The organism is Propylenella binzhouense, assembly GCF_009866965.1.
Taxonomy (GTDB): Bacteria; Pseudomonadota; Alphaproteobacteria; order Rhizobiales; family Afifellaceae; genus Propylenella; species Propylenella binzhouense.
Genome location: NZ_SPKJ01000104.1, coordinates 1 through 12,816 on the forward strand (window position 1 = coordinate 1; position 12,816 = coordinate 12,816).

Consider the following 12,816-nt stretch of genomic DNA (forward strand, 5'->3'; position numbering starts at 1 on the left):
GGCTCGTCCGGCCGGCGCGCCTTCCCAGGACGGCCGGCCGCTTCCCGGAGCGGCTTCTCCCGGGCCGGCTTCGGCTCGGCGGGCGCCGGCCGCCGCGCGGGTCGGCCCGCCTTGGCCGAAGCTTCCGGTGGTCTTGCGGGCGAGGCGGGCGCCGTCTCGAAATCTGCCCCCGCGGCGCGCGCGAGCTTCTCGCCGAGCTGGTCGCGGAGCACGCGTCCGCGCACCTCGCGCACCTCTCCCGGCTCGAGATCGCCGAGCTGGAACGGTCCGTAGGAGATCCGGATGAGCCGCGTGACCGCGAGCCCGAGATGCTCGAGCACCCGCTTCACCTCCCGGTTCTTCCCCTCCCGCAGCCCGATCGTCAGCCAGACATTGCTGCCCTGCGCCCGGTCGAGAATCGCCTCGATGCCGCCATAGATCATGCCGTCGATGGTGACGCCGCGGGAGAGTGCGTCGAGGGCCGCCTGGTCGATCTCTCCGTGCGCCCGCACGCGATAGCGCCTGAGCCAGCCCGTCGCCGGGAGCTCGAGCACGCGCGCGAGCCCGCCATCGTTGGTGAGGAGGATGAGGCCCTCGGTGTTGATGTCGAGCCGGCCGACCGTGACCACCCGAGGCAGGTCTGCGGGAAGCGCCGAAAAGATGGTGGGCCGGCCCTCCGGGTCGCGGTTGGTGGTCACGAGGCCCTTCGGCTTGTGGAAGAGCCAGAGCCGGGTCCTGTCGCGGGCCGGCAGCGGATTGCCGTCGACGACGATCCGCTCCGAGCCGGTCACGGTGAAGGCAGGCGAGGCGAGGACGCGGCCGTCGACCGCGACGCGGCCCTCCTCGATCAGGCGCTCGGCATCGCGGCGCGAGCAGAGGCCGGAGCGCGCGATGACCTTCGCGATCCGTTCGGCCTTCGGGGCCTCCGTTCCGCCTTGCCTTTTGCCGTCCGCGCCGCCAGTCATGCCGGTTCCCTAGCAGAAGGGGGAGGGCGAGGCGAGGTGGTCGGGACGACGGGCAGCTTCATGGACCGGGCGCTCGATGCGGCGCGGCAGGCGGCTGCGCGCGGCGAGGTGCCGGTCGGCGCGGTCCTCGTCTGCGACGGCGTCGCCGTTGCCGTCGCGGGCAACCGGATGCGGGAACTCAACGACGTCACCGCCCACGCCGAGATCCTGGCGATCCGCCAGGCGGCCGCGGAACGCGGGGCGGAGCGGCTCTCCGGCTGCGACCTCTACGTCACCCTCGAGCCCTGCGCGATGTGCGCGGCCGCGATCGCCTTCGCGCGCATCCGCCGCCTCTATTTCGGCGCCGGCGATCCGAAGGGAGGTGCGGTCGAGCATGGCGTCCGCTTCTTTGCGCAGCCGAGCTGCCATCACCGGCCCGAGGTCTATTCGGGGATCGGCGAGCGGGCGGCCGCGGAGTTGCTGCGTGCCTTCTTCGCCGAACGGCGCTGACCGGCGCCCGCTCAGGTGGCGAGCGCGAGCGGTGCCTCGGCAAAGGGCGATTCGAGCGCGTGGCCGAGCCGGCGCTTCAGGTCGTCCTTGAACGCCCCGTTCATGGCGAGGATGGCCTCGGACTTCAGGAAGTCCAGCACGAACACGCCGTTGGTCTCGGGCCGCACCAATATGTCGGGCTGGTGGCTCTTGAGCTTCTCGGCGATGATCGACTGCATCGAGATCTGCGCCGCGCCGACGACCGTCTCGATAACGCCGGGCAGGCGCTCCGGATCGCCGCTCGGGCCGCCCGCCACGTCGCAGGCGATCGAGAGATCGACGCCGTCCAGGAGGTCGAAGGGCAGCGGATTGCAGGCGCCCCCGTCGATCTGGACCCGGCCGCCGAGGAAGACCGGCCGGAAGATCGCCGGAATCGCGATCGACGCCGCGATGGCGGGCCTGAGCGGGCCGGAGCCGGTGACGGATTCCGTCCAGCCGTAGAAATCGCAGGCGACCACCCTGAGCGGGAAGCGCAGGTCCTCGAACGTTTCCGGCAGGCACTCGATCCCCGGAACAAACATCTCCAGGATGAGCTCCGGATCGAACTGGGGCGACAATTGCCGGCCGCGCAGCATGTCCGCGAAACCGATCGGCCGCGCGCGCCACAGCCGCGACAGCACCTCCCGCCGCCTGCCGAAGAACTCGCAGGCGCGCTCCCGCATGTCGCGGCCGCTCATGCCGGCCGAATAGCCCGCGCCGACGATCGCGCCGATCGACGTGCCGACGACCAGGGCCGGTTCGACGCCGAGTTCGTCGAGCACCTCACACACCAGGATATGGGCGATGCCGCGGGCGCCTCCGCCCCCGAGCGCCAGCCCTACGCTCCTGTCCGAGGCCATGATCTTCCTTCCTCGCAAGAGGATGCGGCTGGCCCGCCGCTTCGGCAAGGCAGTATGGATCAAGCTCTGTTACGAGCCGGTAACAGAGTTCGCACCCCGGGCGAATTGCCAGGCGATCTCGGCGAGCGGCCGGACTTCGCCGGCCGAGAGGGCCGCCTGCGCGCTTGCCGCATTGCCGGCGCGGCCCCGGGCGGCGACGCCGGCGAGGATCGCGGCCATCCGGAAGAAATTGTAGGCGAGATAGGTCCCGAGATGGGCACGGACGGCAAGGCCGGTGCGTGCCTCGTAGCGCGCGACGTAATCCGCAAGCGCAGGGATGCCGAGCGCGGCGAGATCGCGGCCCGCGAGAGAGGCGGTGCCGGCTCCCCGCAGTTCCGCCGGCATGTGCCATTGCATGAGATGGTACGTGAAGTCGGCGATCGGGTCGCCGAGTGTCGCGAGTTCCCAGTCGAGCACGGCGGCGATCTGCGGCGCGGCGGGCGCGACGACGAGGTTGTCGAGCCGGAAATCGCCGTGGACGACCCGGGCGGGCGCCTCCGGCGGAAGGTGGGCCGGCAGCCAGTCCATGAGGCGGTCCATGGCGTCGACCGGCTCGGCGGCGCTCGCGCTGTACTGTTCCGACCAGCGCCTGACCTGGCGTGCGACATAGCCGGCCGGGCGGCCGAAATCGGAAAGTCCGATCGCTGCGGGGTCGAGGCTGTGGAGCCGGGCAAGCGCGGCATTCATCGCGTCGTACACGGCGCCGCGCTCGCCGGGATCGGAACCCGGCATCCAGGGCTCCCAGAACACCCGGCCCGCGACGTGGTCCATCACGTAGAACGCGGTGCCGAGGATTGTCGGGTCCTCCTCGAGGGCGTGGACGCGCGCCACGGGAAAGCCTGCGCCGGCAAGGGCGCGCTGGACACGGTACTCGCGCTCGATGGCGTGCGCTGAGGGAAGGAGCGGGCCGGGCGGCTTGCGCCGCAGCACGTACCGGCCGGAGCGGGCCGTGACGAGGTAGGTCGGGTTCGACTGGCCGCCGCGGAACTGCGCGAGCTCGGCCGGCCCGCGATAGCCCTCGACATGGGCCGCCATCCAGGCGTCGAGCCGGTCCGCATCGAGGGCGAGGTGCTCCGGCACCGCCCGCACGCCGGAAAAGGCGGCCTGCCGGTCAGGCACGGCCCTGGCGTTCGCGCGCGACTGCCCGCCAGCCGATGTCGCGGCGGCAGAAGCCCTCGGGCCAGTCGATGAGGTCGACGGCCCGGTAGGCGCGTTCCCGGGCCTCGGCCACCGAGGCGCCGCGGGCGGTGACGTCGAGAACCCGGCCGCCGGCGGCGAGCACGCGCCCGTCCTCGCGCCTCGTGCCGGCATGGAAGATTTCCACGCCCTCGGCGGCGCCGGCCCGGTCGAGGCCCAGGATCTCGCTGCCCGTTGCGTAGGCGCCCGGATAGCCCCGGGACGCCATCACGACGGTGAGCGCAGCATCCTCGTGCCAGCGGATGCTGGTGCGGTCGAGCACGCCGTCGACCGTCGCCGCCATCAACGTGAGGAGGTCGTCCTTGAGCCGCATCATCAGGACCTGGCATTCCGGATCGCCGAAGCGGACATTGTACTCGATCAGCTTCGGTCCGTCGGCGCAGATCATCAGGCCGGCATAGAGAACGCCGCGATAGGGAATGCCGCGGGCGGCGAGGGCGGCGACGGTCGGCCTCACGATCCGTTCCATGGTCGCTTCGACGAGTGCCTCCGTCATGACGGGCGCCGGCGAATAGGCCCCCATTCCGCCGGTGTTCGGTCCCGCGTCGCCGTCGAACGCGCGCTTGTGGTCCTGCGCGGTGGCGAACGGCAATACGGTGCGCCCGTCGGACAGCGCGAAGAAGCTCGCCTCTTCGCCTTCGAGGAACTCCTCGATCACGACCATTGCGGGGCCGCCGGCGAAGACCGCATCGACTGCCGCTTCGGCCTCGTCCCGCCGCAAGGCGACGGTGACCCCCTTGCCGGCGGCGAGGCCGTCCGCCTTCACCACGATCGGCAGCGGCGCCGCAGCGACATGAGCCATGGCGGCATCGCGGTCCGCGAAGGCGGCGTAGCCGGCGGTCGGGATGCCGGCCTCGCGGCAGAGCTCCTTCGTGAAGGCCTTCGAGCCTTCGAGCGCTGCCGCTGCCCGGGTCGGGCCGAAGGCGCGGATGCCCGCCGCGGCGAGGTCGTCGACGATGCCGGCGACGAGGGGCACTTCCGGTCCCACCACCACGAGGCCGATCGCCTGTTCCCGGCAGAAGCGGACGATGGCGGCGTGATCCGCGACATCGAGGGCCACGCAGCGCGCGATCTCGCAGATGCCGGCATTGCCCGGCGCGGCGAAGAGCTCGGTCAGCAGAGGAGAGGCGGAGAGCGCCCAGGCGAGCGCGTGCTCCCGTCCCCCCGAGCCGATCAGAAGCACGCGCATGAAACCCCCGCCAGAACGTCGTCCGGCGGTCGCTTAACATGGCAGAGGCGCACCGAGAAACATGAAGCGGCGCATGCGCCAAAGCATTCGGCGCGCTTGACGACGGCGCCGCGCCGCGCCAGCAATCCGCCATGACCGTCGATGCGCATGGCCTGCCGGACGCCGCGCCCCGCAACTGGCTCGACCGCTACGCGCCGCTTTGGCTGAAGCCCTTCGGCCGGCTCGCCCGCTGGGACCGCCCGATCGGGTGGTGGCTGCTTCTGTGGCCGTGCTGGTGGTCGGCGGCGCTCGCGGCGATCGCGGCCGGCCGGCCGTTCCCGCCGCTCTGGCACATCTTCCTGTTCCTCGTCGGCGCGATCGCGATGCGCGGGGCGGGCTGCACCTATAACGACCTCATCGACCGCGATCTCGACGCGCATGTGGCGCGCACCCGGAACCGGCCTATCCCCTCCGGCCAGGTGACGCCGCGTGCCGCGCTCGTCTTCCTCGTGCTGCAGTCGCTGGTCGGTCTCCTCGTCCTGCTGCAGTTCAACCGCTTCACGGTCGTCCTCGGCTTCGCCTCGCTGCTGGTCGTCGCCTGCTATCCCTTCGCGAAGCGCGTTACCGACTGGCCGCAGGTCGTGCTCGGATTCGCCTTCTCGTGGGGCGCGCTCGTCGGCTGGTCGGCGCAGTTCGGCCGGCTCGACCTCGCCCCGGTGACGCTCTATGCGGCCGCGATCGCCTGGACGATCGGCTACGACACGATCTACGCGCTGCAGGACCGGGAGGACGACGCCATCGTCGGAATCCGCTCCACGGCGCGCTTCTTCGGTGCGCGGTCGCGGGCGGGAATCGCCCTCTTCTTCGGCATCGCGGTGCTCCTGATGGGGATCGCCTTCGTGGCGGCCGATGCCGGCCCGCTCGCCTTTCTCGGCCTCGTCGCGGCGATCTTCCACTTCGCCTGGCAGGTTGCGACGCTCGAGCCCGGCGACACCGACAACGCGCTCCGGCGCTTCCGGGCGAACAGCACCACGGGCTGGATCATCTTCGCCGGGCTGCTCCTCGACGCGGCGATCAGGCTCTGAACGGTTCAGGTGCGGGCGATGATCTCGCGCCCGACGAAAGGCGCGCCTTCCGGCTCGCCGCCGGTCTGCCGGCGGGACAGGAAGCGCGGGCGGGCCTTCAGCCGCACGCGCCTTGCCCGGGCCGCGGAAGCCAGGATGCCGCCGAGGCGCATTTCGGTCCCGTCGACGGCGCCCTCGTCGGGGGCGAGAAGCGCCGGCAGGCGCAACTCCGCTGCCAGCCGGTCGCGTTCGCCAAGCGCGCTCGCACGGTCTCCGGACTCGGTCAGGTCGAGCGTCAGGCCGGGATCGTCGTGGACGAGCCTGACGCGATGAACGCCTTCGCATTCGACGACGGCGATGCCGCGGAAGGTCGCGGCGGCGACCTCTATCAGGCAGGGCAGGCCGGCGATCGGGCGCGAGAGCATGACCGAGCGGCGCTCGATCACCGCGGTGACCGGCATGTCGTCGCCGGCGCGACCCTGAAAGCGGAGCGGAAGCGTGGTCCGGGCGGGGAGGCGGGCGGATCCTTCTTCGGCCCTTTCCGGTTCTGTCTGACGCATGTCCATCTCTTCCGAGGCCGTTCCCTTAGCGAGGCGGGAAGCATAGGCAGCCCCGGTCTGAAAGTTGCTTAACCGGCGTGGTTAAGCCCAAGTTGCCGGCAGGGAAGGTAAGCGAAACCTCAAGGCGGATCGCTGGCGCTTTGGCGCGATCGATCCCATATTGCTCTGCAATATGACCGACCTGTTCCGATCAGATCGCGATCTTCTCGCGGCCGCCGCGCGTGAGGCCGGCGCGCTTGCGCTCTCCTATTTCAAGCGGGACTGCCGATCCTGGGCGAAGGAAGGGGGCTCGCCGGTCACCGAGGCGGACTTCGCCGTCGACCGGTTCCTGAACGACGCCCTTCTCCGTGCCCGGCCCGACTATGGCTGGCTGTCGGAAGAGACCGCCGACGATCCGGCGCGGCTCGGCTGCGACGCCGTCTTCGTCGTCGATCCGATCGACGGGACGCGCGGCTTCATGGCCGGCGACCGGCGCTGGTGCGTGAGCATCGCCGTCGTGCGTCAGGGCCGGCCGGTGGCGGGAGCGCTGTTCGCGCCCGCGCTCGACCGCCTCTATACCGCGACCGCCGGCGGTGGCGCGCAGCTGGAGAACGAGCCCATCGCCGTTTCCCGGCGCACGAGCGTGGAGGAGGCTTCGGTCGGCGGCCCGAAGGGCTGGTTCAGGCACGAGACGATCCGGCGGCTGGGCGCCAGCCAGGCACCCTATCTTCCCTCGCTCGCCTACCGCTTCGCGCTCGTTGCGGACGGCCGGCTCGACGCCGCTTTCGCGAAGCCCCGCTCCCACGATTGGGACCTTGCGGCGGCAGACCTTTTGGTGCACGAAGCCGGCGGACGACTGACTTCCGTCGACGGGCAGGCACTGCGCTACAACGGCGAGACTCTCCGGCACGGAGCGCTCGCCGCCGGCAACGCCGTTCTGCAGCCGCAGCTCCTCGCCGCAGTGAGCGCGGTCGTCCGGGATGAGGAACATGCCGGCCACCCGGCCTGACGATCCGGAGCGATCTCGACGTGAGCGAACAGCAGCCGAAAGGCAACCAGCTTCTCCATCTCGTCTTCGGCGGCGAGCTCGAATCGCTTGAGGGCTTCCGCTTCCGCGATCTGGGCAAGCTCGACATCGTCGGGATCTACCCGAACTATGCGCAGGCCTATGCAGCCTGGAAGGAGAAGGCGCAGATGACGGTGGACAATGCGCAGACGCGCTACTTCATCGTCCACCTGCACCGGCTGCTGGAGCCTGGCGGGGCAGATGCCACGACCTGACGCCTCCGCTGGCTTCGCCGCGCAGACTATCGGGCAGCCGGACGGTTGGTCCCTCGCAGAGGGCTCGACACGGGCCGTGCTTACGCGTCTCTTCCGCGAGAGCGTGCTTCCGAACTGGAAGGTGCTCGTTCTCGGGCTCGCCGCGATGGTGGCCACGGCCGCGACCTCCGGCGTCCTCCCCTTCCTGATGCAGATGGTGGCGGACGAGGTATTCGTCGCCAAGAACGAGCAGCTGCTCTTCGTCCTGCCGGGGCTGGTGATCCTCGTCATGACCTTCCGGGCCGCGGCGGACTGGGTCTCCCAGGTGGCAGATGCGTGGCTCGGCAACCAGGTCGTCGCGGATCTCAGGATCCGGATGTTCGACACGCTGGCGAATGCCGATCTCGGCTGGATCCAGCGCACCCATTCGGGCCGGTTCGTATCGGCCTTCGTCAACGACACGCCGATCGTCGACCGCGCCGCCGCCAAGACCATGACCTCGATGGTGAAGAACGGACTGAGCGTCCTCTTCCTGGTCGGATCGATGTTCTACATGGACTGGCGGCTCGCCTGCCTGGTGGTGGCCGGCATGCCGCTCGCCATCGTCTTTCTCGGCCGGCAGAAGAAGCGGATCAGCGGTTCCGTCCGGCGGTCGATGCAGGAAGCCGGCGATCTCGGCTCCATGCTGACGCAGACGCTGCAGGGCATCCGCGTCGTCAAGGCCTATCGGCAGGAGGCGGAGGAGGCGGCGCGCTTCCGCGGCATCGTGGGCAACATCGTCGACTACCTGATGCGAACCGCGCGCTCGCGGGCGGCGGTCGGGCCGGTGACGGAGGCGCTCTCCGGGCTCGGCTTCGCGGCAGCCATCCTCTACGGCGGCTGGCAAGGCATACACGGCAACGTGTCGCTCGGCCACTTCATGGGCTTCATGACGGCCGCCATGCTTGCCTACCAGCCGCTGAAATCGCTTGCCAGCGCGCAGGCCTCGCTGAGCGAGGGCGTGACGGCGGCGAGCCGCGTCTTCGCGATCATCGACTACGCCTCCCACGTGACGGAATCGCGCTCCGCCAAGCCGCTCAAGGTGAGCGAGGGCCGGATCACCTTCGAGCGGGTCGGTTTCGGCTACGAGGCGGGCAAGAGCGTGCTCGCCGATTTCGACCTCGAGATCGCGCCGGGCCAGAAGGTGGCGCTGGTCGGGCCGAGCGGCGCCGGCAAGAGCACGGTCATAAACCTCCTGCTGCGCTTCTTCGACCCGGAGGCCGGGCGCATCCTGATCGACGGGCAGGACATCCGCGACGTGACGCTCGCGAGCCTGCGGAGCGAGATCGCGCTCCTTACCCAGGAACCCATTCTGTTCGACGAGACGGTCGCCTCCAACATCGCCTACGGCTCGGAGGGCGCGCTTCAGGAGGAGATTGCGGCCGCCGCGGAGGCCGCCGCGGCGCACGATTTCATCATGCGGCTCCCGAACGGCTACCAGACGCGCGTCGGGGAGGCCGGCGGCCGGCTCTCCGGCGGCGAGCGCCAGCGGATCGCCTTTGCGCGCGCCATGCTCCGCAACGCCCCCATCCTGCTTCTCGACGAGCCCACCGCCTCGCTCGACGCCGAAGCGGAGGCGAAGGTGCAGAGCGCGATGGAGAAGCTCCTCGCCGGCCGGACGGTGCTCATGATCGCCCACCGGCTCTCGACCGTGAAGCGGGCGGACCTCATCTGCGTGATGGACGAGGGGCGCATCGTCGAACTCGGGACCCATTCGGAACTGCTCGCGCGCAACGGCGCGTATTCGCGCATGTTCGGAACCCAGTTCGCCACCGAAGAGCCGGCGCTTTCGGCATTGCGGGGCTGACGGGAACGGATGGCCGAGGAGAGCGGGAGAGCCCGCGCCATTCTCGGGCGGAGCCTCGCCGCGTACCTGAAGCTCGTCCGCCGGAGCACGCGGTTCGTCTTCGAGCCGGCCGACGCGCAGGATGTCGTCGACGGCTTCGCCCCCGTGATCGTGGGATCCTGGCATGGCCAGCATCTGCTCGTCCCGCTGATGCGGCGGAGCGGCCAGGACTTTGCCGTGCTCGTCTCGCGCTCGGCGGACGGCGACGTGAATGCGGCTGCGGCCGCCTCGATGGGGCTCCATGTCATCCGCGGATCGGGCGGACGGAACCGGCTGAAATCGGCGCAGAAGGGGGGCAGCCGGGGGTTTCTCGAGATGCTGACGGCGTTGCGGTCCGGCCTCAACGTCGCGCTGACGGCCGACGTGCCCCGGGGCGAGGCACGGCGTTGCGGCCCGGGCATCGTCGCGCTTGCCCGCCACTCCGGACGGCCGATCGTGCCGGTTGCGGTCGCCACGCGGTTTGCCGTCACCTTCGATACGTGGGACAAGGCGCGGCTGCCGCTGCCGTTGGGGCGCGGCGCGATGGTGATGGGGGAGCCGGTCTTCGTGGCGGCCGATTCCGACGAGGCCGCCGTCGACCGGGCGCGCCGGCATGTAGAGGATGCGCTGAATCGATGTCAGGACCGCGCCGATGAGCTCGCCGGGCGCGGCTGACGAGCCGGGCAGGGTGGCGATCGCCCTCTATTCCGCCCTCGGACGGGTGCTCGAACCCGCGCTCGGGCTTCTGCTCGAGCACCGGGCCCGCCGGGGCAAGGAGGACCGGCACCGGCGCGGCGAGCGGTTCGGCCGGTCCGGCCGGCCGCGGCCGCCCGGCCGCCTCGTCTGGGTGCACGCGGCGAGCGTCGGCGAAACCAATTCCGTCCTGCCGCTCGTCGGCCGGCTCACTTCTTCCGGCCATGCGGTTCTCCTCACGACCGGCACCGTGACGTCGGCCGAGATCGCGGCGCGACGCCTGCCGCAAGGCGCATTCCACCAATACGTGCCGCTCGACACGCCCGGATCGGTCGGACGGTTCCTCGACCACTGGCGCCCGGACCTCGCGCTCTTCGTCGAATCGGAGATCTGGCCGCAGGCCGTGGCCGGGCTCGCCCGCCGGGATGTGCCGCTCGCCATCGTCAACGGCCGGCTCTCGCCCCGCTCGTTCAGGTCCTGGAACCGCTTTCCCTCCGTTGCGCGGGCGGTGTTCGGCCGGGCGGGCATGTGCACCGCACAGAGCGAGGCGGATGCGGAGCGCTTTCGTCAGCTCGGAATCGAGAACGTCGTCACGGTGGGCAATCTGAAGTTCGACGTGCCGATGCTGCCGGCGGACCCGGCCGTGCTCGCCGAGCTGAAGGCGGCGGTCGGAGCGCGTCCCGTGCTGGTGGCGGCGAGCACGCATGCCGGAGAGGAGGAACTCGTCGTCGACGCCCATCGCATGGCCGCCGCCGTAGCGCCCGACTGCCTCACCATCATCGCGCCCCGGCATCCGGAGCGCGGCCCGGCCATTGCCGGCGACGTCGAGAAGGCGGGACTGTCGTCCCGGCTGCGAAGCGGGGGCCGGGCGCCGGAGCCGGGAACGGCCGTCTACGTCGCCGACACGATCGGCGAGATGGGGCTCTGGTTCCGGCTCGCCCGCGTCGCCTTTCTCGGCGGTTCGATGGTGCCGCATGGCGGCCAGAATCCGATCGAGCCGGCCCAGCTGGGCGTTCCGATCCTGCACGGGCCGCATGTCGGAAACTTCGCCGAGATCTATGGTGCGCTCGGCCGGGCCGGCGGCGCATTCGAGGTGGCGGATGCCGGTGCGCTCGCGGGCGCGGTGCGCGCATTCATGGCGGAGCCCGAGCGGGCCCGGGCGGCAGGGGCGGCTGCGGAGGCGTGCGTCGCCCGGTTCGCCGGTTCCCTGGAGCGGACGATCCGCGCCCTCGAACCGCTCCTTGCACGGCTGGATCCGGTTCGTGCCGCTGGCGCCTGAGTTCTGGTCGAAGCGGGGCGCTGCGGCCTGGTCGCTATGGCCGCTGTCGCTCGGCTACGGCCGGATCGCGGGCTGGCGCATGGCGCGGCCGGGCCGGGCGGCACCGATCCCGGTCCTCTGCGTGGGCAATCTCACGGTCGGCGGCGGCGGAAAGACCCCGACGGCGATCGCGCTCGCGCGCCTCCTCGCGGCGCGGGGCCACCATCCCGGCTTCCTGACGCGGGGTTACGGCGGCGTCGAGCGGGGGCCGCTCGTCGTCGATCCGGAGCGCCACCGCGCGGCCGATGTCGGCGACGAGCCGCTTCTCCTCGCAGCCGCCGCGCCGACCGTGGTGGCGCACGACCGTCCGGCCGGCGCGCAGCGACTGGCCGAACTCGGCGTGGACATCGCAGTCATGGACGACGGCTTCCAGAATCCGAGCCTCGCCAAGGATCTCTCCGTCGTCGTGCTCGATGCCCGGTTCGGGATCGGCAACGGGTTCGTGCTGCCTGCCGGACCGCTCCGGGCGCCGCTCGGGGACCAGCTGCGCCGGACGGACCTCCTCCTCGTCGTCGGCGAGGGCGAGCATGCAGTCGAGACGATCCGGCGTGCCGCGCGGCGCGGAACGCCCGTCGCCCGTGCGGAGCTTGCGCCGGAGGGCGGGGAGGCGCTGAAGGGCTGCCCCGTGCTGGCCTTCTGCGGCATCGCCCATCCCGGGAAGTTCGAGGCGACCCTGGAAGAAGTGGGGGCGGATGTCCGGCAGGTCCTCCGCTTTCCGGATCATCACACCTATTCGGAGGAGGACTGCCGGCAGGTGCTGGAGCGCGCGGCCGGCGGAGGCCTCACGCCTGTCACGACGGAGAAGGACCTCGTCCGCCTCCGCGGGCGAGGCGGCGCGGCCGACAGCCTCGCGGCGCAATCGCTCGTCCTTCCGGTGCGGATGCGGCTGCAGGAGACGCGGAAGGTGCTCTCGCTGATCGATGCGGCGCTCGGGCGCCGGCTCGTTTCGCTCGGCGGGAATTCAAGTCCCCGACGCTAGGGCCTTCTCCCGCTCGAGCGACGCCTTCGCGTCGACATAGGGTTCCTGCCGGTCGACACTCCAGTAGCGGAGCTGCGAGAGCGGGATCTTCGCGCCCGTCACCGTGCAGTAGACGAAGGATCCGGGCACGATCACCTGATAGTCGCCGTCGAGATAGCGCAATTGCGCCTCGCCTTCCCGGCCGGTCCGCTCGAGCTTGTTCATGGAGCCGTTCTAGCGCCCGGCCGGGTTGCGGCCAAGGGGTGCGCGGGCGTGTCACGCAGCATCGGCCTTCCGCTCCCGGCGGGTTCCCTCGCGCGCGGCGCGGCCGTCCTCCCCGCTCCGCAGCGGCACGAGCGGCTCCGGCTGGACAGGGCCGCGGGGTGCGCCCGCCGTGCCGCCGGC

14 protein-coding genes are annotated in these 12,816 nt (G+C 71.1%); 8 read left to right on the top strand and 6 right to left on the bottom strand.

Features of this window, described 5'->3' with window-relative positions:
* A partial coding sequence (locus tag E4O86_RS19600; RefSeq protein WP_161142243.1) for a pseudouridine synthase occupies window positions 1-944 on the bottom strand: 944 nt, incomplete at its 3' end.
* Between the two features lie 60 nt (window positions 945-1,004).
* Between E4O86_RS19600 and E4O86_RS19605 the strand changes: the two genes are divergently transcribed.
* Complete coding sequence (locus E4O86_RS19605; RefSeq protein ID WP_161142255.1) at window positions 1,005-1,433, top strand: nucleoside deaminase; 429 nt, start codon at window positions 1,005-1,007, stop codon at window positions 1,431-1,433.
* Between the two features lie 11 nt (window positions 1,434-1,444).
* Here E4O86_RS19605 and E4O86_RS19610 read toward each other — a convergent pair whose 3' ends face one another.
* The 3 genes from E4O86_RS19610 to purD all read right to left on the bottom strand — a co-directional run bounded on the left by E4O86_RS19610 (window position 1,445) and on the right by purD (window position 4,736).
* Complete coding sequence (locus tag E4O86_RS19610) at window positions 1,445-2,311, bottom strand: patatin-like phospholipase family protein (RefSeq protein WP_161142244.1); 867 nt, start codon at window positions 2,309-2,311, stop codon at window positions 1,445-1,447.
* A gap of 69 nt (window positions 2,312-2,380) precedes the next feature.
* Window positions 2,381-3,469: a phosphotransferase family protein gene (locus E4O86_RS19615; RefSeq protein WP_343039196.1), complete on the bottom strand. Its 1,089-nt coding sequence runs from the start codon at window positions 3,467-3,469 to the stop codon at window positions 2,381-2,383.
* On the bottom strand, window positions 3,462-4,736 hold the full coding sequence (gene purD / locus E4O86_RS19620; protein WP_161142245.1) for a phosphoribosylamine--glycine ligase: 1,275 nt from the start codon (window positions 4,734-4,736) through the stop codon (window positions 3,462-3,464). The genes E4O86_RS19615 and purD overlap by 8 nt, the downstream gene beginning before the upstream one ends.
* Window positions 4,737-4,867: 131 nt before the next feature.
* Between purD and ubiA the strand changes: the two genes are divergently transcribed.
* A complete protein-coding gene (ubiA, locus tag E4O86_RS19625; RefSeq protein WP_161142246.1) occupies window positions 4,868-5,800 on the top strand; it encodes a 4-hydroxybenzoate octaprenyltransferase in 933 nt (310 codons plus the stop codon).
* 5 nt (window positions 5,801-5,805) lie between these two features.
* Here the strand turns inward: ubiA and E4O86_RS19630 are convergent, their stop codons facing one another.
* Window positions 5,806-6,339 carry a DUF6101 family protein gene (locus E4O86_RS19630; RefSeq protein ID WP_161142247.1) on the bottom strand — a complete coding sequence of 178 codons (534 nt, stop codon included), beginning with the start codon at window positions 6,337-6,339 and terminating at the stop codon, window positions 5,806-5,808.
* 172 nt (window positions 6,340-6,511) lie between these two features.
* Here E4O86_RS19630 and E4O86_RS19635 point away from each other — a divergent pair, with 172 nt between their 5' ends.
* The 6 genes from E4O86_RS19635 to lpxK all read left to right on the top strand — a co-directional run bounded on the left by E4O86_RS19635 (window position 6,512) and on the right by lpxK (window position 12,432).
* A complete protein-coding gene (locus E4O86_RS19635; protein WP_161142248.1) occupies window positions 6,512-7,327 on the top strand; it encodes a 3'(2'),5'-bisphosphate nucleotidase CysQ in 816 nt (271 codons plus the stop codon).
* 20 nt (window positions 7,328-7,347) lie between these two features.
* Entirely contained in the window at window positions 7,348-7,599 is a 252-nt protein-coding gene (locus tag E4O86_RS19640; protein ID WP_161142249.1) for a DUF4170 domain-containing protein, read from the top strand.
* 76 nt (window positions 7,600-7,675) lie between these two features.
* A complete protein-coding gene (locus tag E4O86_RS19645) occupies window positions 7,676-9,424 on the top strand; it encodes an ABC transporter transmembrane domain-containing protein (RefSeq protein WP_161142250.1) in 1,749 nt (582 codons plus the stop codon).
* 9 nt (window positions 9,425-9,433) lie between these two features.
* On the top strand, window positions 9,434-10,117 hold the full coding sequence (locus E4O86_RS19650) for a lysophospholipid acyltransferase family protein (protein ID WP_161142251.1): 684 nt from the start codon (window positions 9,434-9,436) through the stop codon (window positions 10,115-10,117).
* On the top strand, window positions 10,095-11,414 hold the full coding sequence (locus E4O86_RS19655) for a 3-deoxy-D-manno-octulosonic acid transferase (RefSeq protein WP_161142252.1): 1,320 nt from the start codon (window positions 10,095-10,097) through the stop codon (window positions 11,412-11,414). Before E4O86_RS19650 ends, E4O86_RS19655 begins: the two co-directional genes overlap by 23 nt.
* Entirely contained in the window at window positions 11,398-12,432 is a 1,035-nt protein-coding gene (gene lpxK, locus E4O86_RS19660; protein WP_161142253.1) for a tetraacyldisaccharide 4'-kinase, read from the top strand. The genes E4O86_RS19655 and lpxK overlap by 17 nt, the downstream gene beginning before the upstream one ends.
* Here the strand turns inward: lpxK and E4O86_RS19665 are convergent.
* Window positions 12,415-12,636, bottom strand: coding sequence for a DUF2093 domain-containing protein (locus tag E4O86_RS19665; RefSeq protein WP_161142254.1), 222 nt, complete (start codon window positions 12,634-12,636; stop codon window positions 12,415-12,417). The two genes, lpxK and E4O86_RS19665, sit on opposite strands and share 18 nt — an antisense overlap.
* Window positions 12,637-12,816 lie beyond the last annotated feature (180 nt).